Genomic DNA, 25,071 nt, shown 5'->3' on the forward strand with positions numbered 1-25,071 from the left:
ATTTATAATTAAATTAATGTTTGTAATTTATTAAGACAATCTAAGTACGTTTCTCATCCATGGTTCAGGAATTTCTCCGTTTCTGGCTGTATTGTAATCTTCGTACGTACATGGAATAAGATGATATATAGTGCTTTCGTTTCTTTTTACAGGAATTTTCATCCACCATCTTTCTGTTTTTTTGCTTTTTAAGAAAGTAAAATACTCACTATCTATACTAGTTGTATAATGATAGAAATTATCTTCGCTTGTAATTGGATAATCTTGTTTTCTTAGTTTTACACCTTCAATAAAATACCATACCATTTGCGCAACTTGATGTGCCGTAATGCCTTTTATATCTTCATTTGGATTGAAATTATAAAACCCAATTGAGTTTAGCATATCACTCATGCCTGCAAAACGTGCTAGCATGCATGCTTCATCTCCAAATAGTCCATTTGGTGATGGTGCTTTTTGTGCAGGTGCATCTGAATATCTGATTGCATTAATATCAAAACTTACTAAATCTGCTTCTCTAATTAATGGTTCTGCTTCAAATATATTTTGCCTTATTTTGCCTACTCTTAATGCATCAAATTGATAATTATGGATTATTTCTTGTATGCTTTTCTTTATAAAGTAAGATTGATATCCAACTAAATTATATCTTTTTAGATAATCTGTTTTTAGTATATCATAAATATATCTTTTATAATTGTCTTCTTGGTTGTCTTCTATATCTATATTTGAGCTAATTTGTGTGAGTTGTATTTCATTTTCAAAAATCTGATATGCTTGATATTGTGCTAGTGTGAATGAAATATCTCCACCAAGAATAATTATTTTCAAATTATTTTTAAAAGCATCTTTTATTGTTTCTGCAACTGCTACCAAAGTATCTTGATATGTAGTTCCTGCTTTGATATTACCTAAGTCTACTATTTTTGTTTGTTCGAAAAATGGTGCGTAGCTATATAGTTTTTTTCTAATAACATTTGGTGCTAGTTCTGTTCCTTTATTTTCTACATATCCTCTAAAATCTTCTATTCCTAGTAGTGCAATATCATAAGTTTCTATGTCTTCGGTATTCAATTTATAGAATGCAACATTACTATCTAATTGTTGATTTTGCAGAAGCAAATCATGGTATAATTCTTTTGGAATAGGCTGGACGAAATCAAAAAACATATTGTTATTTTGTGTGTTAAGTTAGTTAATGCAAGACTTTATAATGAAAAATAAACTCAACTTGTGTGGATTACTTTTTGGCTATGCACAGATAATAATCGAAGATAGGTTCTTTTTTTATTAAAATACTAGAAAATACATTTAAGTGCTCAGATTTTAGAAAAGCTTCATATTCTTGCAAGTCATATTGGTGTGGATGCAAAGCATCTCCAGGCAATATTTGAAATATTTTTTTGAGTATTGCAAATCTATGTGCATCTACAGAAACATATATTTGTCCACCTTTTTTTAATGCGTTTGCTAATTTATGATAGGCTAGTTGTATGTCTGCTACATGGTTGATAGCATTTAGACAAAAAATAACATCATACTTTTCAATTACATCAATTTCTTCGATGCTTTTGGAAATAAATTGTGTGTGTGTGTAATTGCTTACATCGAAATGTGGCAATGCTTGATATTGATTGATTAATGGATCTACGGCATCTACTTTATTTTTATCTAATACCATAAAAATGCCTGCTGGTCCACAACCTGCGTCTAATACTTGTAGTTGTTCTAATTTGGGTAAATCAGGAATATGTTGCAAAAAGTCTATCCAATATTTTTTTTTCCAGCTTAGGTATTCATCTACATTTTTATGTTTTAAATAGCGTTGCCACCATTTAATTTCTAGTTGTTGTGCTACTTTCCATTTTAGATTACTTACCATTCTGTACTTTAATACTTATTTGATAGTTTCTGCATTTCTGATTTGTTCTAGCATTACACGTACTGTAGTAAATGATACAATTTTATCTTTAAAATATTCTAATGCATATTTTTTCTCTTCATCAGTTGCATGATAGTGATTTAGAATGTTCAATAAATGCATTTTCATGTGTCCTTGTTGAATACCTACTGTAGTTAAAGCACGTAATGCTGCAAAATTTTGTGCTAAGCCTGCAACTGCACAAAATTGCATTAACTCTTCAGCATTTGGATTGCCAAGAATTTGTAAAGCAATTTTTACAATTGGGTGCAGTTGCGTTAGCCCACCAACTGTACCAACAGCCAATGGCAAATCTATCCAAAATTTGAATATATCATTTTCTATGGAACAGTGTGTTAAAGAACCATAGCTGCCATCTTTTGCTGCGTAAGTGTGTCCGCAAGCTTCAACAGCTCTAAAATCATTTCCTGTTGCAATGATTAAAGCATCAACGCCATTGTAAATTCCTTTGTTGTGTGTAGTTGCCCTGTGCGGATCTACTTCTGCAATTTTTACTGCCAATCTAAATTTTTCAGCAAACTCTTGTGCTGTAATACTTCCAAAGTTTCCAAGTTCTTCTACCTTACAAGATACTGTTGCTCTTACAATACAATTTGGTGTATAGTTTGAGACAATAGACATTATAATATTTATATTGCCTAATGCTTGTTCTTGCGCTATACTTTTCATTTGTGATGCAAATTCTTCTAAACATGTATTGATGAAATTTGCACCCATTGAATCGCATGTATTAAATGATGCTTTGAGTTGATAATAATTTGGTTCATGGTGTGTCATATCTATCAACTCAATATCTGTAATGCCACCACCACGTTGCTCCATGTTGAATGTGATGTAGTGTGCGGCATCTATTAATTGTTGTTTTATATTTGGAAATTGTTTTTTTAGTTTTGTACCATCGCCACCAAATTGAAAATGTACTTGACCTATTTTTGTTGTTCCTAATACTTCTGTTTTAAAACCACCACGTTCGCTCCAAAATTTTCCGCTTTTCGACATTCTTTGCTGCAACAACAGAACTTTCTTCTATTGCCATTGGCAAACAATACCATTTATCATTTATTAAAAAATTGGGTGCTACTGAAAATGGAAAGAAATAGTTTGTTATGGTGTTTTCAGAAAATTCGTCTAACTTTTTTTGTGTTGCCAAATCTTTGTGCCAAAATGATAGTAGTGTTTCTTTGGCTTGTTCATCATTATTCAGATAGTCTGCAACCAACCAATCTATTTTCTGACTTTTGCTTAACTTAGAATATCCTTCTATGTTTTTCATATATTATTATTTTGCTTTTAAAAATGCCTGTGCTAATTTTAAACCTTCAATCTGTGCATCTAAATATTGGTGCAATGCATCATAACTTTGTTCAGCATATTTTAATAATGTAGATGCTTGACCATATATACTATTTGCATGTAGTTTGCTCATTAGATAATAACCATCTAAGAAATTTTTTATTCCACCAGAAATAATAAATTCTTTGTCTTGTTGCAAAGTTCCATTATTTTCTTTAAGAATATCGTTAATAAAACTTACCATTTCTGTTGCACTATGCCCAATATTTGCAATTGAATCGTATAAACTTTGTTTTTCTGTTTGGTTTCTTAGCAGCTCTAATTTTGAGAAATTTGTACCACCATGTGCTGCAAACTCAATAGCTTGAATTGGTAATTCTAATAATTCTTTTAGACTTCGTTTTCCAAATCCTTGTCCAACTTCTTTTACAATAATATTTGTTTTTAGTACATCTATTAGTCTTTTTAATGTATCAATTGGTGGATATTTAATTTTATCGCCTTCTGGTTGTAGCCATTCTTGCAATGGATTGATATGTACTATTAAACCATCTGCTTGTAATTTATCTATTAGTTCAGTTATTTTATGTACGTTGTTTTGATCTAATAAAATCTCTATCTGTGCAATACCTAAATTTGCATAAAAAGGAACATCATCGCCTAATATTTTTCTTAAATCAAAATCTGGTAATCTATCATTGCTATCTAACAAAGAACGACAAGAACCTAAGCTCATGCCCATTTTGAAATGTGCGCAAGCTTGTGCTAAATTATGATTGATTTGATATGCTTTCTCAGTGCCACCAGTCATACTAGAAACCCAGATTGGCGTTTGTATTGTTTTGTTGAGAAATCTTTTACTAGTTAGGTTTTTATTTGGATGCGCAGCTAACAATGGCTCGTAGTAAAATCTATCATCTATTTGCTGTGTAGATACTTGTGCTTGGAAAGCCAGCTGAATATGGTCTTGCTTTCTATTGCTTGCATTACTGTCTTGTATGTTTGTTTGTTGTTCCAAAAATATTTATTTCTGTTTTAATGAATAGGCAATACCTTGTATATCTTTTTGCCAAAGGTCTCTTTTGTGTCTGAAACACCAACCAGCTGTTTGATATAGATGTTCATCTTTCCCTTCAAATAAATTAAATACAAAATACATTCTTTTTTCTTGATTTGTAGATGCAATGATACCAGAAATGTGTACTTCTCTAGTTTTAAATTGATTTATATTGAATGTTGTATCTTTTTCTACCTGTGGTTCTCTAATTCCATTTTTCAATTGATTGACTAATGAATCTGCCATGATGTTAAATCCATTTATTCCTGGTTTTTTGCCATAATCACAAAGTATAAAAAACACATCTCTATAATCATTTTTTAGTCCAAGTATTAAATTTTGAACCGGAAATACGTCTTTATCTTTTTTTAGGTATGATGGATATTCTATGCTAATATTATCGTTTTGAAATACTTTAGGTTTTTCGCTGTATTTGCAAGCTGTGATCAATAGAATAGTAAATAGGAAATAAATATTTGCACATTTTTTCATGGTACAAATATAATCAAATCTTCAAGCAGTTTGGTGTTTGATTTTTGTAAATAATTCTAAACGATATTAAATGTATTTTATTGTTTCATGCTGGCAATCCACTCTTTTATAAGTGCAACGCCTTCTGTGTGTACAGTGCTTCTTCCTAATTCTGGCATCATGGCTTCTAAGTCTGTACTTTCCATTCTATATGTAAGTATTGATTCTTCTGGTTTGCCTGGAACAATATCGTACATTCTGTCACCACTTCCTTTTCCTGCTGCTACTGGACTTTTCATTACGCCCCAACTTTCTGGATTTTTTTCTGATAATAAGAGCAACAAACCGCTTGTGTTTGCGCTGCCTTCTGCTCTATGGCAATGCGCACAATTTATTTCTAAGTATCCTTTGGCTCTTTCTTCTACTGTGCCACTGTGTACATCATCCCATTTTGCTATTTTATTCTGAATATTTTCTTCTTTGTTATATCCTGTTAGATATCCAAATTCTGTCCACTTATCTAATTGATTTTTTGAACCATCGGCGTATTTAAAATCATGGTTTAAGTATCTTACTTTTGGTCCAATTGGTACTGCAATATTCTTTAGGTTGTGGCAGTTTTTACATTGATTTTTATTTGGTACTGAGTAATTAATTTCATGTTTATTTTTTTCAGCATCAACATAAGCTATTTTATAATTTCCGCCTATCACTTCCAATGTTGCTTCTGTTTGCTCTTCATTCCAAACATAAGGCAAGGTTTCCCACTTATCTTTAGTCTTAATTAATAATCTTGTTTCTATAATTCTTTTGCCTTTGTCTAAGTTTGTATAATCATGATGATAATAGAAATTTTTGATTAATACTGTACCATCAGGAAAATCAAGTGATTCATCTTTATTGTATTTTGCTGCTGTGCCTTTTGGCATCCATACAAATCTTGCTTTCTCGGCATAATCTGTGAACAATGGCGTGATTAAGTCATATGGCAATACACCATCATTAGGTAATAAATCACTCATCTTACCTTTGAAGAAATTATACTGAGATAATTTTTCAAATGGTTTGGCATTGATGTCTACAGTAACTTGTTTATTGCTATTGGTTTTGCATTGGTATAGTACTAAAGATAACGTGAACAATACTATAGTTAATGCAATGTACTTTTTCATCTTTATTTTATTTTGAGTTGCTTCCTAATATTCCACTAATTGCACAATCGAATTTGGAAATATCATTATCATAAGTTTTAATTAAATCTGTTACACCTTCAGCTTTCCAAGCATTCAGGTTCATGAATTTGATATCACCATTATCTTTGATACATATTTTTTTATCTGCTGGTAGGTTGCCTTTTGCATCACGTACTCTTTTATCTGACGAGCCATCATACACAATATCTACTGGAGATTTTGCTGTAGCTACCATTAGTTTTCCTAAATCAGATTTTAAATCTGGAATAAGTGTTCCTTTGCGTGTAATATTGTTATTATGTATACTAATAGAGTAACAATATGGTCCATAAGTTGTGTCATTCAATTCTTTGCCTGTCATAAAATAACTTACAATTGCAATACCTACTGTTTTATTATCTGTGATAATATTGTCATAAACATCTACACTGTCTGTAGCCATGATTATCATTCCGCTTCCTGATGGAATGCTTGAAACAATCATGCCTGGTTTTCCAAAATTCTTGAAATTGTTATTGATGCATTTGTTGTTAAATACTCTTGCATTTCTTCCATGAGCTTGAAATAACTTTGGCAAATCGAAAATTAAAATTCCACCTGCGTTATTCTCTGATAAATTATCATAAACATCTGAATTGATGCAATTTTCTATTTCAATTCCTGCCACGTTGTGATGTGCGTAACAGTTTCTTACAATTACATTTTTTGATTGACCAACATAAACACCAGCATCTGCACAATAAGATACTTCGCATTTTTCTAAAAGTACATTTTCGCATTCAACTGGATAATAGCCATAATTTCCATTTGCTGTATCAGCACCAGTTGTCCAAGTAGAGTTCATATTTCTAATAACAACATCTGAGCAACCTTTTAGTTTTAGATTATCGCCTTTTGCATCTTGAATAGAGAAACCTTCTATGGTAATGCCTTTGCAATTTGTAACATTGATACCTTCTGCGCCTTCTGTTTGCCCAAAAAATGAAAGTATTGTTTTGTCTATGCCAGCACCTTTTATTGTAATATTATTTTTTCCTTCTAAAGAAATTGATTTAGTGAAAAGATATTTTCCTGCTGGAATTTCTATTGTGCCACCATCTTCAACTAAGATGAACTCTTCTTGAAGTTTTTTCTGAAATGCTTCGTCTACTTTAAATCCACTTGTATCTGCATCTTTTTTTCCGCTTTTGCACGATGCTAACATTACGATAGTTAATAATAATAAGCTGAATTTTTGAACTACTTTCATTTGACTAATTATTTTTAGTGAATTTAAGCATAAATCTTTTGATTTTATAATATTTCATTTAAAAAATGAAGCTGATATTTTTTTAGATTATAATTATAATAATACTAATTTTATCTAGTGAATTTTAGTAAGCAATCAAATTATAGATTAGTATTTCTTATTTCTGCAATGGTGGTGTTGCTTATATTTCTGTTGAGTAAACATCATCCATTTTTTTGGGATACATTATTAACGTCATCTATTCTGCAACATTTTATAGAAAATGGATTAGGAAATTTTATTCTACCAGAGAATTTAGATGCTGGACATCCACCATTTTTTTATGCATATCTATTTTGTGTTATAACATTGTTTGGTAAAAGTCTATTTGTTGCACATTTAGCAATGCTACCATTTCTATTTTTGCTTTGTTATGCTGTTTTGTCTTTGTTAGATTATTTCAAATTCAACACGAAAGAAAAACTATTGACTTTACTTTTTACTTTTAGTATTCCAGCTGTACTTACTCAGTCATTTTTGATAAGTTATGATATTGCAATTTTAGCAATAGGCTTGTTGTGTTTAAATTTTGCTTTGAAAAAGCAATTCATTTTATTTTCTATTTTTTCTGTTGTGCTTTGTAGTGTAAGTGTGCGTGGCAATTTTGTTTTGATTGGTATAGTATTTATTTCATTTTTGATGAATGATAGAAAATATATTGTAAGAACAATTATATCTTTAATTCCATCTATACTTTTTTGTGCAATTTGGTATGGCTACCATTATGCAGAAACTGGCTATTTTTTGCAAGGCAACAATGGCTGGCAAGAGCAACGAAATATTGCTGATGTACAAACTATATTTAAAAATATCATTTCGATAGGTAGAAAATTATTTGACTTTGGTATTGTCTGTTTGTTTGTTCTAAATATCATAAGTTTTTCAGATAAATGCATCGATAGAAAATTATTTCTTTGGATAATCCCATTTGTTATTTTGTCAATAATATTTGTATCATTTACAAATCCAATTGGACATAGATATTATTTAATTGTTTATGTATTGATGTTGCTTCCAATCGTAAAATATTTAGCAAAGAAACCAAGCTATTTTAGTGTAATACTTATTCTTCTGCTATTCATTTCAAATTATCAAATTTATGGTGCTAGAGTTTCAAATGGTTGGGATTGTACATTGGCGCATCTATATTATTTTAATATAAAGAAAGATGCTGACAATTATTTGAAAGAAAAAAATATCCAAGCTGAAAATATAGGCACCGTATTTCCGCTTACTGCATCATCGCAACAAATGTATTGGATTGGCGATACTGATAAGATGAATAATGTAAATGGTGAGAATTTAGATTCTACTCAATATATTTTGTACTCAAATATTGCTAATGATTTTTCTGACGAACAACTTGATGAGCTAAAAGAATGGAAAATAATTTGGCAAAAAAAATCGGTTGTTTGTAATATGATTTTATACGAAAATCCTACAATTGAAAACGAGCTACAATAGGATAATGATCTGAAATATTGTTTTTAATAATATTAAAATCAGATGCATTAACACCTTGTGTATGCAAAAAATAATCTATTCTCAAAAAAGGAATATTGCCACTGTAAGTGCTACCTACGCCAAATCCGTTTTCTGTAAAAACATCTTCCAAATCTTCAGAAATAGTGTTGTAAGTATATGAGTTTGGCAAATCATTAAAATCGCCACACAAAATATATTCTTGTTGTTGTGTGTTTAATATTTGTTTTAATGCATCTGCTTGTGTTGCTCTACGTTTGAATGCTTTTTTTAATTTATTCATCAAGCTGATAGCACCACTTTCATCTACTTGTTCTATCTCTTTTATATCTGTAATTGTTTTATAATCTTCTTTGCCAAAATGCACAGATTGCAAGTGTACATTTATAATTTGTATATGCTTTTTGTTGTAATTAATTGTAGTACAAATGCCTTTGTACGGATATTTTCCATAGAAGCTTTTGTGTTCTTGTTTTAATATTTTCTGAGTATCGATTATTGGAAATTTTGAAAATGTAGCAATGCCCCATTCTTCTGTATTTCTCAAGACCAATTCTTTTGAAAAGAAATAATATGTATAACCTAATTGTTTTAGTTTTTTTATGGTATTGAATTTTAATGTCGTGTCAGAATAAAACTCTTGAAAGCAAATTACGTCTGGATTTTCTGACTCTATAGTTTCAAATATTTTTTCTTGAGCTACCAAATTTTCACTCCAATTATACAAATCAAAATTCTTTACATTATAACTCATTACTTTCAATCCATTGTTGTTTGATGTTTCTTTGCTTATTGTAATGAGATTATTTATTTGCGTATAACTTAATAGCAATGACAATGTAGATACCCAAAAGAACCATCTTTTTCTTAATATCCAAGCAAAAACAAAGAGCACATTTAGTACAACTGCAACTGGAAATAAATAACCCAATAATGGTATAATTGCAATTTTTGCTGGACTAATATAACTTGCTGCTAAGGTAATAAATAAAAAAACGACACTAATGATATTGAGTGTTCTTGAAAAGAAGGATACGAATAATTTTATGAATTTCAATCTTCTTTACTTATTTGATATAAAAAATCTTTTTCATCTTTGTTCAGACTATCATAGCCAGATGAATTTATTTTATCTAAAATAGTGTCTAGCTGTTTTTGTTTCTCTTGTTTATTTAATGGTCTATTGTTGTTTGTATTTTTTTGATGTTGATGTTGATGTTTTTTAGTTTCTTCGGCATACACTTTTTCTTTTTTTTCGTTGTACACAACTTTCATCTTTGGTTTCTTCTTAAAAATATTTTTAAAGAAATCTATTATAGCATAAAATTTGTGTGCATAGTCGTTACCATTTCTTAGTTGAGTTATGAATAACCAACCAAAAAATGCACCACCTAAATGCGATAAATGTCCACCAAGATTTCCATCATTTAGAAAAATAATATCTAAAATAACTGTTACAAGTGCTATCCATTTTATTTTTACATTGCCCAATAGCAATAATCTTATTTCGTAGTTAGGTGCTAAGGTTGCTGCTGCTAATACAACAGCCATCACACCAGCAGATGCACCATACATAATGTTATTGGCATTGTATAAATCTGATTTACTGAAGAACAATATCGCACTGATGATTGAATATAATATAGCACCAAAAAAACCACCAATAATGTATAATGGAACAATTTTATTCTTTCCAATAAAATCACTTACAATGCTTCCAAACAAATGCAACCAAAGCATATTAAACAAAATATGCAGAAACCCAACTTGCGTAAATTGATAAGTAAGTATACTCCAAGGCTGATAAAGTAATTCTTTTGATGCTTTGAATGAGATAAGTTCTAAGGTAAAAGAGCCAAAGTTTGTTTTTGCAAAATAATCTATTACACTTAATAAATTAAGAATGATAAAAACAAATGCATTTATAAATATTATTTTGACCAATGGCGAACCATATTGATACTGCCACTTTAAGTCTTTCCAAATCGAATCGAACAACATAGATTAAAAGTACGAAATATTAAACTCAGTATTTCTCAAAAAACTATAATTTTTCTAAAAATATTACTAAAAAATGACAAGCATTTTGTGCTAATAAAAGTCTGATTTTTGCGTTTTGTTCCAATAATACATCAATGCAAACCCAAATATGGCACCACCAATATGTGCATAGTGCGCTACATTGTCTAAGCCATATTGAGCAAATCCAATATCGTATACCAAAATAACTAATGGTATCATATATTTTGCTTTAATTGGCACAGGAATAAACATAAACATTAGTTCTGTATTTGGAAACAAATAACCAAAAGCTGCCAACAAACCATACAATGCGCCAGATGCACCTACTAATGCAGGAAAATAAACCTGACCTAATGTATTGCTGGACAATGCCATTTCTTGATTGATAAAAGGAGTACCAGCAATGGTGTATGCAGTAACAGCGCCAACAATAAGATGCACTGCTATTGCTCCAAGCCCTGAGAAAAAGTACAAAAACAAAAACCTTTTAGCTGGTAAAACACGCTCTAGAATTGTACCAAAGCTATACAATGCATACATATTGAATAACAAATGGAATATGCCACCGTGTGCAAACATATGCGTTACAAGTTGCATAGGCTTGAACATTGGATTGGTTGGATAGTACATTGCTAATAATGTAGTGGCATTGGGCAGCACATTTTGTGCAATAAAAACTAAGACATTAATAATAATAATATTCTGAACTATAGGTGTCATTCTTTGCATGCCACCAAATCTCCCAAATTGAGTCATGTTTGTTTTTTTAATTAATGCTCAAATTTAAGATTTATTTCTTCTAATGTATATAAAATGGAAGTTTTTGTTCTATACTATAAACAAACATACCAGTTGCATTCATTTCCTTTGTTTATTTAATGTAACATACATTATAATGTATTAAATAATATCATTTATTTTATTTGGTAAGTAGATACCAGAAAAAAAGAAGAAAACAACAGCATATTAATATTAACAATATATAAATTATGTAAAACGACCAAAAAAAAACCGCGTTGCGCAACTGCCACCGATGTTAGCTGTAGACTATTTAAATTTGTTTACCGTATGATAAATATATGCTATTTCTTTACCTGGCAACTTAGATTCTTCTTGTAATAATTGAGCATTTTTTTTTTTTAATGGAAATATGTCTTTTAATGAAGTTGTATAGTTTCCTGTGCCAATATTTGATAAAAAATTAACAGAGGCATTAATAATAATTTCAATTTTAGAATTATTAAATTTCATTTTATGTAACTTGAACTGTTTTTTATACTCACTAAATAAATAGTCATACTCCTCTTTAATTTCTGATAATTTTAAGTTTGAATTTGAAATTTTATTTATCCAGTTTAATAAAGTCAAATACTTATTTTTAATATCTTCATCTGACCTATATTCTATTATATGTTCCCAAGAAACACTATTGTCTGGCGTTGGAATATCATTAAGGATAAATTGAATTACAGTTTGTTTTTTTTCTTTTTCATTAAACAAACTCATTGAATTCATCAAATATGGGTAAAACTCATTTATCTCGTTTAAATTTCTTAAATTAATAGTGTCTAATCTTAAATCGTAATCAGACGAAATCAAGTAAAGTTTATTTAAATCGTCTTGATATTTCTGTGATTCTTCGGAAGAAATATTTTTTTTAAATATTCTAAGATTTTTTTCTTTTCTATAAATTAATTCTTTGATTTGATTTCGCTCTATTAATATTTGACTGTCATTGTTAGTCAATGATTTGTCATTTGAAAAATTATATTCTTTGATAATATTTTTATCAATTAAAAAATCTAAAGTGCTACTCAGTTCTATTAAATCTTCATAGGAACTCGAGTTTAATATACTATCAATTCTTAAATTACTATTTAATACATTAATCCTATATTTATGAATATAAATATTCTCATACACCAACGAGAGCTTCTTTAGCTCTGACTGATCATTAACTTTTGGATTTATAAAAAAAGGATACAAAATATTTTTACCCATCTTCGTTTTTTTAGTTTACGGCTAACGTGCGGCGGATTTGCGAAGTTACGAACTGCAAACGAAGTTTGCAAGTGAAGTAATTTTGCAAATCCGTTGATGTGTTGAAGGTCGAGCGTAGCGAGCCTAAACGCATCATCGGATGTAATCCGCCGCACGATGTGCAAAAGGCGAAGCGTAGCGAAGACTTTTGCACATCGGTTGAAAATTAGTGACGGTTTTGCGTGTTTAGCACAAACCGAAACTTATTTACAAATTAAATATACTACACAAAACTTAAATTACCAAATCTACCAAAACTGTAACTAATTTTTGTTATAGACAGTATATTTATTGTCTAAAAAGTTTTTTTATTGATTTAAAAGATTCATCTTGATATTCTGATGGTTTTGATTTTTCTATATTATACCAATCAATATTTGTCTTAATATTTAATACAATAAAACTAACTTGAAGAAATACTAATGAATACAATTTTTCTTGAATTCCAAAAATTATCCATAAAATATTAGCAATAAATAACACTAGCAATCCTTTAAATCTGTGCTTGCTCATTAAATACCAACCAAGCAAACTAAAACAAACGCCTATCCAATCGAATTTAATCATTTTTCTGGAACATTATATACGTACAACAATGATTTGGGAAACTTAGGGTATTTAATACTTTCAGGAGTTACACCTATTTTTATCCAACCTAATTTTTCTACTATTTTTATCATTGCTATATTTGTTATTATTATTTTGCCATAAAACAACATAATTTCAGTATTGATTAATTCTTCTAAGCATATTTTCATAATATTATAACCGATATTTTTTCCACCAAATCCTATTTTAATATAAGTTGAACTTTCTGCTTGTTCATTTGTAACCACAGGGTTTGATTCTGTTCTATTTGAAGATTGAAAACCAATAATTATTGAATCATATTCAGCTACCCAAAATTTAAAATTTCCATCTTGGTTCTTAAAGTTATTTTGAAATCTATTTTTATATAAAAGTAAATTATTTTTAATATCTCTGTTTAAAGAGGTAACTTGATTGTCATACCAAATCTGAAATACTTGTTCAAAATCTTCTGGTTTTGAATGCCGTATTATATAAGTGAAATCATTTTCAGTTATAGTTCTCAAAATCATATTGGTCTCATTTGTATTGCCCATAACGTGCATGGATTTGCGAAGTTACGAACTGCAAACGAAGTTTGCAAGTGAAGTAATTTTGCAAATCCGTTGATGTGTTGAAGGTCGAGCGTAGCGAGCCTAAACGCATCAACGGATGTAATCCGCCGCACGATGTGCAAAAGGCGAAGCGTAGCGAAGACTTTTGCACATCGTTTTGGGGCTTGACGCAGTGGGGGATTAGAAGCACAAATGTTCAATTTACCACAAAAGCTCAATAGAGGTACAAATGTTGAATTTACCACTTCTGCCCCCATTGCGTTCAAACCCCTGTTATGCCCTAGTGCCTTTTTTCGTCTGTTCATTTCGTCTCTGTTTGTCGTGTCGTGGTGCGTTGGCTTGGTAGCTCTTTTGCATTTTTAGCGTTGGTTTGTGCGTTGGCAAAAAATGCAAATGTGCTAGCAAATGCGTTGGCTTAATTTCGTTGTCTTTGTCTGTCTATAAATATTGTTGCGATTAAAAATATACTTACGATTACATCTACAATATTCCAAATTTGTCTACCTAAAGCAATTTTAAAAAATGGTTGAAATAGTAAAGCAAGCCCAATAAAAATTATTGCCATTTCTTTTTGTTTGGTTTCGTTTGCTTGAAATGCTAATATACCAAAGCCAACAAGTCCTGCAAAACGAACAATTTGAAAATAGCCATAAGGCATATCCAAAAGGCAAAGTAAAAATAAAATTGTCAATACTACTTTAATAGCTGATTGTAACATTATATTGAAATTTCGTTTGTAAATTCTTCGTGTAGTCCGTAATTATTGAAGTCCATTAAATAGTCAATTTGGTGTGGAAATTTAACTATCAAAGTTTGCTCGTCTGTTTTGAGTTTTGACTTTGCCATTTGTAAAAACTTCAATTCGCTTTCCTCCACTTTTGTATCTGCTTGTATAATTCTTAAAAGAACTTCAATAAGTAAAATTTCTTGATGTTCGTTTAGGTCGTTTGTTACAATTTCTTGCAAGTATTGGTTAATGGCATTTTTGCCATTAACCTTAATGTTTTCAATATTGCCTTTTAAAGGTTCTTCAAAATCGTAACCCATAAAATAAATTTCATTAGCTACAATGTTTTTTATTTCGTTGATTTCTTCCTCTGCAATATCTCCGTCACAAGCCATAGCCATAACTGCCGACTTGAAAAGAAAAGTTTTAAAATCTGTATTTTTCATTTTGTTTCATTTTTTTATATTCCGTAACCAAATTTTGGTTGAATAATATTATCTCTTGTATTTTTAGGTAGTAAGTCAAGTAACTCAATGTCAATTTCTCTTAATCTATCCCAATTTTCACTAGCCAAAGCGAAATTGCCAGCATCAATGTGACTTTTAGCTTCATCTTGACTATTCATTTTTGATTGATTGTTCTTACAGAATTGAAAAATTCCTTTAAGAAAATCGGGGGTTCTCCACCTAATTTTACCAATAATGCTATGAAGTTCATCAGATTTTTCTTGAATTTTTATTGGGCTATTTGTTGCAAAGAACGCAATTTCTTGAGCAACAATATCATTAAATGTTTTTCTCTCGTGGTCGTTACCATTTTCATCTAACATTTTTTCGCACTCTTCTTTAGTTTCAAAATAATGAGCTTTTACTTGTTGTATGCGTTTATGTTTTGTTGCACTATCAATTTGCTGTGCAATTTTTCTTTTTTTATCTTCTAATTGGTAACGCTTATCCGTAACATCATCGCTCGTAAGGCTTCCTGTTTCTTCACTTACAGTTTCCATTTCTTTTTTGAGTTTACTCAACGCACCTGCCGTTTCAAAATCTTCCTTCTCTGTCGCTTCTTGTATTTCCAACTCTAATTTGTCGGACAAATCTTCAACTTGTTCTTTTAGAAATTCAATTTGTGTATGTCGTTCTTTTGGATTAAAGGTTTGTTTAAATATTTGGTCTGCCATATTTAAATACACCTCTATTTCTATATCTCTACTTTCGGAAATAGAAATTTTTATTTCAATGTCTGATCCTTTTGCAATATCTCTTTTAATTTGTGTTCCCCTAATTTCCATAAAACCAATTCCCTTATTTGCTTCAGGCAATGCCAAATGAGAACCTTCTAAAACATTGATATAAATAAAATCATCGTCATTGCCTTTTATCATTCCTTTATTCAATGGAAAACTTATACCTTGAGAACGCAAAGGCAATATTGCATTTTTAAAGAAAATTGGTTTTAGCCTTGTTTTACCTGGGTTATCGTAATCATCTACTTCTAAACATATATCCTCTGGAATTGGTTGCCCACTTATTGTAAATGAGCTGTTTACGTTAAACGAACTTAAATCAGTTTCAATTACATTATTATTATCATCATAAACAGTAAATTCAAAGAAATTAAATGCATCATTTACAAGAGGTAGTTCTTCATTAATAATTTCCGATAATTTTTTCATTCCCGAATTATAACCTCCATCACCTCTAGTAATTTTAAAAGATAAGTTTTCAAAATTACCGGTAACTTTTGCTGCAAATAAAACATCCTTTTCTTTTGACATTGTTGGGCAAGAATGCTTAACTGAAACTGTGTAATTCTTTTTCTCCTTATTGTCTATAATTTCTTTTTTTCTTGTTGCTGAATAATATGCTGCACCAATTGCTACTGCTGTTGTTGGGTCAATTTCACAATTTACAGGAATTTGTAAAATCTCCTCGACTCGACTTCGTACATAAGGAATGTAAGTAGAACCACCAACCATTAATGTAAATTGTAATTCGATCGGTTTTAATGAATTTCTTGTAAGGATTTGTTTAATCATTTCAATTGTTCCATCAATATTTGTTCTTATCAATTCGTTGAACTCGGAACGTGTTATAACAATTTCCATATCTACCTCGTTACCGTCTTCATCTTCAAAGCCATCAACTACTATTTCTGCTGATGTTTTTGAAGATAAAGTAATTTTAGCTTCTTCTGCCCTACGCAATAAGACGTAGTATTTTGCATTGAGTTTGCCAGATGCACTTTTCATATCATCTTCCAAATTTGAGAACTTAAATTTTTCGCAAATTTTTGGGATAACTAATTTTTCAACTATCATATTATCAAAGTCTGCTCCACCCAGAAAGTTGTCGCCCTCGTGGTCTAAAACTTTCATTTCTCCGTTTTTGATTTTGATTAAGGCTACATCAAAAGTTCCACCACCCAAATCATAAACCAACCATTGGCCCTCTTGCATTTCTCTAGCTTTCTTCATATTTGCGTAAGCCAAACTTGCTGCAATTGGTTCTTGTAATAATACAACTTGCTTAAATCCTGCTTGTATTCCTGCTTCTTTTGTTGCGTTTGATTGAATGGTGTCAAAAGATGCTGGAATAGTTATTACAACTGCATCCAAAGTATCGCCTGTGTTCACAAAGGTTTTAAGTTCTTTTAAAACTTGTGCTGATAATTCAATTGGTGTTTTTGATTCGTTGATAGATTTTATCTTGAAACTTTCTGTTGTTCCCATTTTTCTTTTGAAAACTCCAACTACACTTTTAGGGTCTTTTTCTAAAAATTCTTTTGCTTTGTTTCCAACTTGAATTTTATCTTTTTTATACATTACCACAGAAGGCAATGTATTTCTACCGTAATCTTGTGGATTTGAAAATATGACAACTTCTCCTTTTACAAATTTTGCAATTGCACTATTTGTTGTGCCTAAATCTATACCGTAATTTATTGTATTTTCCATTTTATAATGATTGTATTTTATTGATGAGTATTTTTTGATTGAACAATTACTACTGCTGGTTGAGCAATAATTTTAAATGTATTTTCATTCTCTTTATAAGAATAGAAGATTATTGGTTTTATTACCTCAATTATTTCAAGATTCTCAACACCTGTTCCTGAAATAGTGGCTTCACAGTCCGTCCTTGTGTCTGTATAGTTTTCGCCTAATGGGTTATGGTAAGTCAAACCAACATCTTTAAAAAATCCTTCTTCAAGCAAACCATTAATTCTATTGACATTTCGTTGAATAGAGTTATCCTCTTTTATACTTGTTGCTTTCTTCTCAATTTCAAATATTTGATTAACTAAATCAAGATAGGCTTGAGGTACTTTTACAGTTACTTTTTTTATTTCTTGCATTTGATATTTTGTTTAATTTATTTTCTAAAAAATTGAGATTGGTCTATAGATGATGAAGAAGCGTTTCCGTTTGCAACAGTATAAAGTGTTATAGTTGCATTTGTATATCCTCTTTCGCTATCTTCAAAATATTCAGTTCCGTCAAACTCCGAAAAATTTACATCAGATTCAAAGTTTCCCTTTGTACCGCAACTGTTTTCTAATTCAGGATTCCAGTCGTTGCCATAAAAGACTCTAATTTTATATTCGCCTTGTGCAATGTTTGACATTGTAAAACTTGAATTTTTCTGTACATATTCGTTTCTAATAGTTCTATCATCAGAAATGCTGTATAAGCAAATAATGGCATCTGAATTTCCTCCGTTCTTAATTGTCAATGTGGCGTTACCGCTATAAATGCCTTTACCAAAACAACCCGTTAAGGGTGATGCTCCATCTTTTAATTGGTTTCCTATATACTCACTTTGAACAGGTGGTGTGTATTCATTAGTTGTAGCTGGTGTAGAATTATCATTTGAATACGAATTGTCATTTGTTGTTGCAGGTGGTGTATAACTTTCAGTTGTAGTTGGGTAATCGCTTGACGATGATTTATTGGAATTTGCCCAAACAATAATTCCAATAATTACCACAGCCAAAATAATCCACACGCCTGCATTACTTTCATTAGATTTTGAAGATGTTGAAGTAGGTCTTGCAACTGGTCTTGTTTGAGTTGGTGTGGCAGTTCTTTGTCTTACTAAATTTGCTACATCTATTTTAGTTTTTAATTCTGTAAGTTGTTTTTTTGCGTCCTCTAAATTCTGTTTAGTTTCTGCTTTTAACCCCGTAATATTATTTGCTTTGTTGATTAAGTCAATGGATACATCAATGTTTGAAAATGAATTCCAAATTTCTACTGACATTGCTCTTAATGATAGTGCAACTTGATTTTTGATTTCATCAAATACACTTGGCAAGTTATTTACATCAGTTATTGAAATTGTGGAATTTACCCAACTTAATAAATTTATTGGTGTTGTAGTTTTACTTTCTATTTCCTTAATTTTTGTTTTTGTTTGAATTAAATATCCTGCATACTTTCTTAAAATAGGTGCATTGTTTTCCTGTTCTATTCTTTCTTGATTTTTCTTTCTTACAATGTCGTAATTTTTTTGAAAAGTTGGCTTGTCAAGTCCTCCAATATTTAAAGTTAAAACGTGTTCCAATAGGTCGTTACAAACCTGTGTGTTATCAAAATTATCCCAAATTACAACATTCAAATAATTGATTTCATTTGCAATTTTAAGTATTTGACTTTGGAAATAATTTGGTAAACAATTTAAAATTTCACTTGGAAAATACTCAATAACTAAATCAACGACTTCATCAATATCATCTTCATCGTAAGCACTTTCTTCATTTTTAATATCGTTCTTGATTTCTGCAATTTCAGAAATGTTTTTTTGAATATTATATGAAACACTTTTGTAAGCAATGTTTATTTCGCTTTGAGATATTAAAAACGAAGTTTTTAATATGGATTTTGTTTGTTCAATATCTTCACTTTCAAATGCTTTTAATAATGCTTTATCAAATTTTGGTGCAAAATATGGGCTTATGAATTTTATAAACTCTGGCAATTTAAAAATGCTGTCTTGTTTGAAATTTATAAAAACATCATTATTGCCATTAACTAAAAAGCTGTTGAGTTTTTTGTTTGTTGCCAAATACAAATAAAACTCTTTCAAGTCATTGTTTGTAAGTTCGTCAATTACTTTTTCACAGTCGCTTTTTGTTAATTGAAGTCCGTAATATTCAAAAAGTCCATTGTCTGATAAGTCAATGTCAGCAAATAATTTTCTTTTTGCTTTTCTTACAATTTCATTATCAATGCTTGTCGTGTCTTCTACATTTGATAATCCTAATATTTCAATTGGGTTGATATACTGCATTTATTTTGTCGTTTTAAATCCTTTGGGAATTTTATTAGAAATTTTTAAATGGTATGGATTTATATAGAGTGTACAAACTGTATCTCCTTGTTTATCAAATATTTCATACATATCTATAGATTTAGTTATACTAAATGTAGTTGTACTTCCTATTCTTCTCCATCTTGGTTTTAATCCATTTATAAACAATAATTTATTTAAATATATTTCATTTGCTGGTACGCCAAATGTTGGAATTGGATTAGTAATTTCTAGTCCAAATTCACCTACTCCTTGAGGTATTTCATCGTCTGAGCATTTTTGAGGATTTGAATAGATTTCTTCAAGAATAATTTCACGCATTTCATCAGGATACATATTGAAATACTCGGGAAGTTTGGTTGTCTTATTTTTTGAAAATAATTTAATTATTTTATTTAGCATATTTTATTTTTTATGATTAATTACCAAAGATATGTATCACCTTGTTTTCTTACTTCCGATGGCGTACTTCCTGAAAAAATTCTTGCTGAATTAATTGCCATAATATAATTATAGAATTCATCGACTTGTTTTTCGTTAAAATGCTGAAGGCAATAACCACCTAAATGTAATTTTAATCGCTCTTTATCAAATTTATCTTTTTCACTTGCTAAAAGACAAATAATATATGACCTTGTAATTATTGTCTTTGCCTCATCTAATGGAATTGAATGATTTAAAATATTTAGAAGTTGATTTGTTGCAGCTAAAATATCTTTGTCTCCCTTAGGAAACATTTGGTTAAACATTTTATCTCGCATTTCCTGAATAGGGTCAGGTTTTTTTTTGAAGAAGTCGAAAAATCCCATATTTATAATTATTTATTTTAATGATTTTTTTTGTATTTGGCTTTGGGTGGTGGGTGGGCTTGGGTGCGTTGGGGCAAAATTAAATGTGGTGCAAAAGCGTTGGCATTGTGAGTTGGCTTGCACCTCTTTTAATTTTGCGAAGCGTTGGCTTTCTGTCTTATTTTTTGTTTGTCTGTTCATTGTTGTACGGTGTCTTTTGGCATTGGGCATAACGTGCGGCGGATTTGCGAAGTTACGAACTGCAAACGAAATTTGCAAGTGAAGTAATTTTGCAAATCCGTTGATGTGTTGAAGGTCGAGCGTAGCGAGCCTAAACGCATCAACGGATGTAATCCGCCGCACGATGTGCAAAAGGCGAAGCGTAGCGAAGACTTTTGCACATCACACAAATATACGCAATAAATGGAGTTGCGTATATTTTTTTGTTAAAAATATTTTTTCCTTATAATCTTCTTATTATCAATATTCTATGTTAAATATGTTTTTGCGTATTTTGAATATCCTGTCGTATTGTTTTATCCATATTTCATTTGTGTATATCCAAAATGCGCAACTTGTTTTTTGCTTTCTCTTCAAATAATTAACATAAATATTTATGGAATTTTTCTGCTTTTCCGTCATTATTATAGCTGGGGGTACTTCAAACCTAAGCTGGCTTATTTTTTAACTATTAAAATTTATTATTATGTCAAACATCACCAACAACAAACTCTCTGCTACGCTTACAGCAGCGCAAATTTCGGCAGTAAAAACTGCCATCAACACCATTAAATCTAACTTGCCTATGCTCATAGGACTGACTACCGAAGAGCGACAAAGTATTCCTAAAATTGATGTGAACAACAAAGTTTTTGTTGAGGATACCATCAACGCTATGGAAAGCAATCCTACGCTATTGCCTGCTTATTTTAACACCGCAGAACTGAAAAAAGACTTAGAACTTTTTCAGCAATTAGAGCCTCTTTTGCAAGAAATTGCCAAACTGCACGAGCTTATAGACGATACTAAAATGCTGGCTGGCTCTGAGGCTTATGTTACCGCATTGGCTGCTTATAGAAATTTTGCAGCAGCAGCCACTGCTGGCATTCCTGGTGCTGATAGCGTGTACGATACGCTCAAAGCTCGCTTTGCTACGCTGTCTAGCTCAAGCAATTCAACAAATAATAATACACCTAGCTAGCTAGCTTTTTTAGCGGCTCAATCTAGCTCAGAACTTACCTAGCCTGTCTTTTTAGACGGGCTTTTTACTTTTTATGTGGACTGACTCGTGTTTTTACTGCGCTTACCCACTTAAAAACTGAGCTGGCTTAGTTAATAACTGAGTATCTCTAAGGTTTGAAGTGGCTATGGGTACTTGATAACTGAGCTAGCCGAGTTAAAAACTGAGTGCAAGGGGTACAAAAACTGAGTGTCACTAAGGTTTTAAGTGGCTGGGGGTACTTGATAAGTGAGCTGGCCGAGTTCGGAACTGAGCTGGCTTAGGTTTGAAGTGGTCTGGGGTACTTAAAAACTGTGTGGACTGACAAATTGGGTGGTACCCCCCACCCCCATAGGTGGGGGTACCCACTTCGGAAGTGGGGGTAAGTGTTAATTTTGTGCCATTATGGCAGTTTTTATTGATTTTTTATTGAAATTGTTTAATGTCATTGCCTTGAAAAAGGCAATCTCATGTTTCTAAGTGATTAGGAGATTACCACTTTCGTGGTAATGACAGTAAGGCTATTTTTTTATTGCCTTTTCCTTTATTAATGCATTGGCATGTTGGCTAGGAAACAAACATGGGCTAACTTCTTTCAACAATGAAAAAGTAAATACAATTATTCATGCATATGAGAAAATAATTGTATTTCTAAGGGAAAAGCATTATATTAGTAAAAATTATTATTTATAAACAAGATAAAACTATTATTTATTGTAAGTTTAAGTGTATTAATCTTTACAATTTCGTGTAAAAAAGACGAAGAAGTTAAAAAAGACAACATCTGGACTGGTCCTATGAAAACTTTTTCAAAATCTACAGGTGATGATTGGACTTTGCCTGCATTTCAGGACAAAATAACAGACAATGTTATTATTACAAGACAAGATTCAAAACCAATTTACAATTACGCTTGGTGGCAAAAAAATAAAGGTTCTGATGCAACATCAGATGAATTAGAGTCTGATTTTTGGGAAGACGGAGAAAATGAATTTACAGAAACAGGTGGCACTAAAGGAATAAAATGGGCTATTTTAGATACAACTGGATTTTTAGGCAATATACATCCAGATTTTGATTTATTTGGCAAACTTGGAGACACAACTAATTTCTATTCTTTCCACAATATTGCTTCAATTATTAATTATATAGATTCGACTACTAATGTAACTGGTATAGTTGATAACTTTGAAGTTAGATTAGAATATGATGGTGATGGAATTGATACTGCAAGTTCAACAGATATGCCAAGATTAGTTGGTAAAAATTTAGGTGCTTATTTAGTAGAAGACAAGATTTTTATAAAAGTAAAAATTACAAATTGGGGAACAGGCGGAGCTAATGGCGGAAGTTTCTCATATATGAGAAGTACAGAAGATTAATAAATACAAAAGAGAAGAAACTTCTGTTTTATATAGATAAGAAATAGCCATAATCATTTGATTATGGCTATTTTGTTTATAGATTATACTTTGCAACATAATATTACAATAAAAACAAATCTATTTCAAAGCCTTGTCTGTGGCAAGCTGATGTTAATAAATTATGCATAGTAGTAAATTTGTAAAGAATAAACTATTTTTGAATCCAGTTTTTTGCCCAGATGATGAAATTGGTAGACATGCTACTTTGAGGTGGTAGTGGCTTTACGGCTGTGCAGGTTCGAATCCTGTTCTGGGCACTATTAATACTATCGATTGGTATTAAAATTACTATATTTACAATATGCAATTTATTTCGCCACTTTTTTTAATTGCGCTGCTCGTTCTGGCAATTCCTATCCTAATACACTTATTCTATTTCAGAAAATATAAAAGAGTTTTGTTTTCAGATATTAAATTTCTGAAAGAAATAAAAGAACAAAAATCTACAGTAGAAAATTTAAAGAAAAAACTAATATTGGCTTGTAGATTATTAGCACTGTTTTTTTTGGTACTTGCATTTGCTCAGCCATTTTTTGGCAAAAAAAATTCTGGAAACGATAAAGGTAATGTGGCTGCTTGTGTGTATATAGACAATTCATTTTCTACACAGCTAAAATATTCATCGACCAATGTATTGGATATGCAAATTCAAAAAGCAAAAGAAATTGCATCTACATTTAATCTGGATGATAGATTGTATTTGCTAACGAATGATATGAGCTACAACCAGGGTTGGATGAACAAGCAAGATTTTTTGAGTGCCTTAGATAATATAAATGCATCTGCCGTAAGTAAAAATGTAGACGAAATATTGAATAGACAAAATGTAATTCTAAATAATGTAACGGCACAACAAAAATGGAGAGTTCTAATTTCTGATTTCCAAAGAAACATGATTCAGCAACAAGTAGATACTACTTTCGAAACATATATTTTACCTATACAAGCAGAAAATACCAATAATATATACATAGATTCTTGTTGGCTAGACCAACCTTTGGTATTGCTAAATATGAATAACAAACTAAAATATAAAATTCATAATAGTTCTAATGCTGGCGCAAAAGAGGCAAATGTATCTCTGAAAATTAACCAACAAACAAAATCTATACACAAACTAAGCATTGCAAGCCAATCCAGTATGGTAGATTCTTTTAGTTTCTCAGTAACACAAGCAGGCAATCAAAATATAGAAATCTTTGTAGAAGATTACCCAATTACCTACGACAATCATTTTTATGCATCACTAAATGTATCTAAAAATGAGTACGTACTTTCCATTCATGATGATGGTACGCCAAACTATATTCAGTCTATTTTTCAGAATGATGCGTATTTTATTTTAGAACAAAATCATGTAAATCAAATTAACTATTCATCTATCAATAAGTATAAATTCATTGTATTAAACCATGTTCATGATATAAGTTCTGGTTTGTCTATTGCACTAAAAAGCTATGTATCAAGTGGAGGAATTTTGTTTATTGTTCCATCAAAAATATCAATATCTCAAGTTATAATACACTGTTATCCAATTTAGGTATTGGTAGCTTTGCACCATTAAAACAACAAAACCTTACAGTACAACAGCTAAACCTTAGAGAACAAATTTTTAAAGGTATTTTCTTAGAAACACCAAAAAATATAGACTATCCAAAAGTAACTCAATAT

General features: G+C 30.7%; 23 protein-coding genes, 1 tRNA gene and 1 pseudogene. 5 read left to right on the forward strand and 20 right to left on the reverse strand.

The window, feature by feature from the left end:
• Positions 1-30 precede the first annotated feature (30 nt).
• From IPK18_04930 to IPK18_04960, 7 genes and pseudogenes are all read right to left on the reverse strand, one after another.
• Positions 31-1,170: an arginase family protein gene (locus IPK18_04930; protein QQR98862.1), complete on the reverse strand. Its 1,140-nt coding sequence runs from the start codon at positions 1,168-1,170 to the stop codon at positions 31-33.
• Between the two features lie 70 nt (positions 1,171-1,240).
• On the reverse strand, positions 1,241-1,882 hold the full coding sequence (locus IPK18_04935) for a methyltransferase domain-containing protein (GenBank protein QQR98863.1): 642 nt from the start codon (positions 1,880-1,882) through the stop codon (positions 1,241-1,243).
• Positions 1,883-1,897: 15 nt separating this feature from the next.
• A pseudogene (locus tag IPK18_04940) lies at positions 1,898-3,215 on the reverse strand (hydroxymethylglutaryl-CoA reductase, degradative).
• 6 nt (positions 3,216-3,221) lie between these two features.
• Positions 3,222-4,253 carry a type 2 isopentenyl-diphosphate Delta-isomerase gene (locus IPK18_04945; protein ID QQR98864.1) on the reverse strand — a complete coding sequence of 344 codons (1,032 nt, stop codon included), beginning with the start codon at positions 4,251-4,253 and terminating at the stop codon, positions 3,222-3,224.
• A 6-nt stretch (positions 4,254-4,259) separates the two neighbouring features.
• Positions 4,260-4,784 (reverse strand): hypothetical protein, encoded by a 525-nt coding sequence (locus IPK18_04950; GenBank protein QQR98865.1) that lies wholly within the window; start codon positions 4,782-4,784, stop codon positions 4,260-4,262.
• A gap of 77 nt (positions 4,785-4,861) precedes the next feature.
• Positions 4,862-5,935, reverse strand: a complete 1,074-nt coding sequence (locus tag IPK18_04955) for a hypothetical protein (GenBank protein ID QQR98866.1) — start codon at positions 5,933-5,935, stop codon at positions 4,862-4,864.
• Between the two features lie 7 nt (positions 5,936-5,942).
• On the reverse strand, positions 5,943-7,205 hold the full coding sequence (locus IPK18_04960; GenBank protein ID QQR98867.1) for a right-handed parallel beta-helix repeat-containing protein: 1,263 nt from the start codon (positions 7,203-7,205) through the stop codon (positions 5,943-5,945).
• A 117-nt stretch (positions 7,206-7,322) separates the two neighbouring features.
• Between IPK18_04960 and IPK18_04965 the strand changes: the two genes are divergently transcribed.
• Positions 7,323-8,708: a hypothetical protein gene (locus IPK18_04965; GenBank protein ID QQR98868.1), complete on the forward strand. Its 1,386-nt coding sequence runs from the start codon at positions 7,323-7,325 to the stop codon at positions 8,706-8,708.
• Here the strand turns inward: IPK18_04965 and IPK18_04970 are convergent.
• The 13 genes from IPK18_04970 to IPK18_05030 form a co-directional block, all read right to left on the reverse strand.
• A complete protein-coding gene (locus IPK18_04970) occupies positions 8,683-9,783 on the reverse strand; it encodes an endonuclease/exonuclease/phosphatase family protein (GenBank protein ID QQR98869.1) in 1,101 nt (366 codons plus the stop codon). The genes IPK18_04965 and IPK18_04970 overlap by 26 nt on opposite strands.
• Positions 9,780-10,727 (reverse strand): rhomboid family intramembrane serine protease, encoded by a 948-nt coding sequence (locus IPK18_04975; GenBank protein ID QQR98870.1) that lies wholly within the window; start codon positions 10,725-10,727, stop codon positions 9,780-9,782. Before IPK18_04975 ends, IPK18_04970 begins: the two co-directional genes overlap by 4 nt.
• Before the next feature lie 90 nt (positions 10,728-10,817).
• The gene (locus tag IPK18_04980; GenBank protein ID QQR99297.1) at positions 10,818-11,477 is read right to left on the reverse strand and encodes a rhomboid family intramembrane serine protease; all 660 of its coding nucleotides are present in this window, start codon (positions 11,475-11,477) and stop codon (positions 10,818-10,820) included.
• 318 nt (positions 11,478-11,795) lie between these two features.
• Positions 11,796-12,749 carry a hypothetical protein gene (locus IPK18_04985; GenBank protein QQR98871.1) on the reverse strand — a complete coding sequence of 318 codons (954 nt, stop codon included), beginning with the start codon at positions 12,747-12,749 and terminating at the stop codon, positions 11,796-11,798.
• Between the two features lie 327 nt (positions 12,750-13,076).
• A complete protein-coding gene (locus tag IPK18_04990) occupies positions 13,077-13,355 on the reverse strand; it encodes a nicotinamide mononucleotide transporter (protein ID QQR98872.1) in 279 nt (92 codons plus the stop codon).
• Positions 13,352-13,888 (reverse strand): GNAT family N-acetyltransferase, encoded by a 537-nt coding sequence (locus IPK18_04995; GenBank protein QQR98873.1) that lies wholly within the window; start codon positions 13,886-13,888, stop codon positions 13,352-13,354. The genes IPK18_04990 and IPK18_04995 overlap by 4 nt, the downstream gene beginning before the upstream one ends.
• Positions 13,889-14,345: 457 nt before the next feature.
• Positions 14,346-14,648 carry a hypothetical protein gene (locus tag IPK18_05000; GenBank protein QQR98874.1) on the reverse strand — a complete coding sequence of 101 codons (303 nt, stop codon included), beginning with the start codon at positions 14,646-14,648 and terminating at the stop codon, positions 14,346-14,348.
• Entirely contained in the window at positions 14,648-15,103 is a 456-nt protein-coding gene (locus tag IPK18_05005) for a hypothetical protein (protein QQR98875.1), read from the reverse strand. Before IPK18_05005 ends, IPK18_05000 begins: the two co-directional genes overlap by 1 nt.
• 14 nt (positions 15,104-15,117) lie before the next feature.
• A complete protein-coding gene (locus IPK18_05010) occupies positions 15,118-17,613 on the reverse strand; it encodes an Hsp70 family protein (GenBank protein QQR98876.1) in 2,496 nt (831 codons plus the stop codon).
• Between the two features lie 17 nt (positions 17,614-17,630).
• Complete coding sequence (locus tag IPK18_05015) at positions 17,631-18,014, reverse strand: hypothetical protein (protein QQR98877.1); 384 nt, start codon at positions 18,012-18,014, stop codon at positions 17,631-17,633.
• A 17-nt stretch (positions 18,015-18,031) separates the two neighbouring features.
• The gene (locus tag IPK18_05020) at positions 18,032-19,948 is read right to left on the reverse strand and encodes a hypothetical protein (GenBank protein ID QQR98878.1); all 1,917 of its coding nucleotides are present in this window, start codon (positions 19,946-19,948) and stop codon (positions 18,032-18,034) included.
• On the reverse strand, positions 19,949-20,371 hold the full coding sequence (locus IPK18_05025; protein ID QQR98879.1) for a hypothetical protein: 423 nt from the start codon (positions 20,369-20,371) through the stop codon (positions 19,949-19,951).
• 20 nt (positions 20,372-20,391) lie between these two features.
• Complete coding sequence (locus IPK18_05030; GenBank protein QQR98880.1) at positions 20,392-20,778, reverse strand: hypothetical protein; 387 nt, start codon at positions 20,776-20,778, stop codon at positions 20,392-20,394.
• 685 nt (positions 20,779-21,463) lie between these two features.
• Between IPK18_05030 and IPK18_05035 the strand changes: the two genes are divergently transcribed.
• The 4 genes from IPK18_05035 to IPK18_05050 all read left to right on the forward strand — a co-directional run bounded on the left by IPK18_05035 (position 21,464) and on the right by IPK18_05050 (position 24,940).
• On the forward strand, positions 21,464-21,958 hold the full coding sequence (locus tag IPK18_05035) for a hypothetical protein (protein QQR98881.1): 495 nt from the start codon (positions 21,464-21,466) through the stop codon (positions 21,956-21,958).
• Positions 21,959-22,773: 815 nt separating this feature from the next.
• Entirely contained in the window at positions 22,774-23,358 is a 585-nt protein-coding gene (locus tag IPK18_05040) for a hypothetical protein (GenBank protein ID QQR98882.1), read from the forward strand.
• A 215-nt stretch (positions 23,359-23,573) separates the two neighbouring features.
• A tRNA-Leu gene (locus tag IPK18_05045) sits at positions 23,574-23,657 on the forward strand.
• A gap of 44 nt (positions 23,658-23,701) precedes the next feature.
• Complete coding sequence (locus tag IPK18_05050; GenBank protein ID QQR98883.1) at positions 23,702-24,940, forward strand: BatA domain-containing protein; 1,239 nt, start codon at positions 23,702-23,704, stop codon at positions 24,938-24,940.
• Positions 24,941-25,071 lie beyond the last annotated feature (131 nt).

It is taken from the genome of Sphingobacteriales bacterium, from assembly GCA_016699615.1.
GTDB lineage: Bacteria > Bacteroidota > Bacteroidia > Chitinophagales > JADIYW01 > JADJSS01.

What these genes read in the sequence shown, in the direction of transcription:
- IPK18_04975 (QQR98870.1), bottom strand. Translation starts at nt 10,727, where the DNA reads ATGTTGTTCGATTCGATTTGGAAAGACTTAAAGTGGCAGTATCAATAT.
- IPK18_05050 (QQR98883.1), top strand. Translation starts at nt 23,702, where the DNA reads ATGCAATTTATTTCGCCACTTTTTTTAATTGCGCTGCTCGTTCTGGCA.
- IPK18_05020 (QQR98878.1), bottom strand. Translation starts at nt 19,948, where the DNA reads ATGCAGTATATCAACCCAATTGAAATATTAGGATTATCAAATGTAGAA.
- IPK18_05030 (QQR98880.1), bottom strand. Translation starts at nt 20,778, where the DNA reads ATGGGATTTTTCGACTTCTTCAAAAAAAAACCTGACCCTATTCAGGAA.
- IPK18_05015 (QQR98877.1), bottom strand. Translation starts at nt 18,014, where the DNA reads ATGCAAGAAATAAAAAAAGTAACTGTAAAAGTACCTCAAGCCTATCTT.
- IPK18_05035 (QQR98881.1), top strand. Translation starts at nt 21,464, where the DNA reads ATGTCAAACATCACCAACAACAAACTCTCTGCTACGCTTACAGCAGCG.
- IPK18_04930 (QQR98862.1), bottom strand. Translation starts at nt 1,170, where the DNA reads ATGTTTTTTGATTTCGTCCAGCCTATTCCAAAAGAATTATACCATGAT.
- IPK18_04950 (QQR98865.1), bottom strand. Translation starts at nt 4,784, where the DNA reads ATGAAAAAATGTGCAAATATTTATTTCCTATTTACTATTCTATTGATC.
- IPK18_05005 (QQR98875.1), bottom strand. Translation starts at nt 15,103, where the DNA reads ATGAAAAATACAGATTTTAAAACTTTTCTTTTCAAGTCGGCAGTTATG.
- IPK18_05025 (QQR98879.1), bottom strand. Translation starts at nt 20,371, where the DNA reads ATGCTAAATAAAATAATTAAATTATTTTCAAAAAATAAGACAACCAAA.
- IPK18_04985 (QQR98871.1), bottom strand. Translation starts at nt 12,749, where the DNA reads ATGGGTAAAAATATTTTGTATCCTTTTTTTATAAATCCAAAAGTTAAT.
- IPK18_04990 (QQR98872.1), bottom strand. Translation starts at nt 13,355, where the DNA reads ATGATTAAATTCGATTGGATAGGCGTTTGTTTTAGTTTGCTTGGTTGG.
- IPK18_04935 (QQR98863.1), bottom strand. Translation starts at nt 1,882, where the DNA reads ATGGTAAGTAATCTAAAATGGAAAGTAGCACAACAACTAGAAATTAAA.
- IPK18_04995 (QQR98873.1), bottom strand. Translation starts at nt 13,888, where the DNA reads ATGATTTTGAGAACTATAACTGAAAATGATTTCACTTATATAATACGG.
- IPK18_05040 (QQR98882.1), top strand. Translation starts at nt 22,774, where the DNA reads ATGAAAACTTTTTCAAAATCTACAGGTGATGATTGGACTTTGCCTGCA.
- IPK18_05000 (QQR98874.1), bottom strand. Translation starts at nt 14,648, where the DNA reads ATGTTACAATCAGCTATTAAAGTAGTATTGACAATTTTATTTTTACTT.
- IPK18_04960 (QQR98867.1), bottom strand. Translation starts at nt 7,205, where the DNA reads ATGAAAGTAGTTCAAAAATTCAGCTTATTATTATTAACTATCGTAATG.
- IPK18_04955 (QQR98866.1), bottom strand. Translation starts at nt 5,935, where the DNA reads ATGAAAAAGTACATTGCATTAACTATAGTATTGTTCACGTTATCTTTA.
- IPK18_04980 (QQR99297.1), bottom strand. Translation starts at nt 11,477, where the DNA reads ATGCAAAGAATGACACCTATAGTTCAGAATATTATTATTATTAATGTC.
- IPK18_05010 (QQR98876.1), bottom strand. Translation starts at nt 17,613, where the DNA reads ATGGAAAATACAATAAATTACGGTATAGATTTAGGCACAACAAATAGT.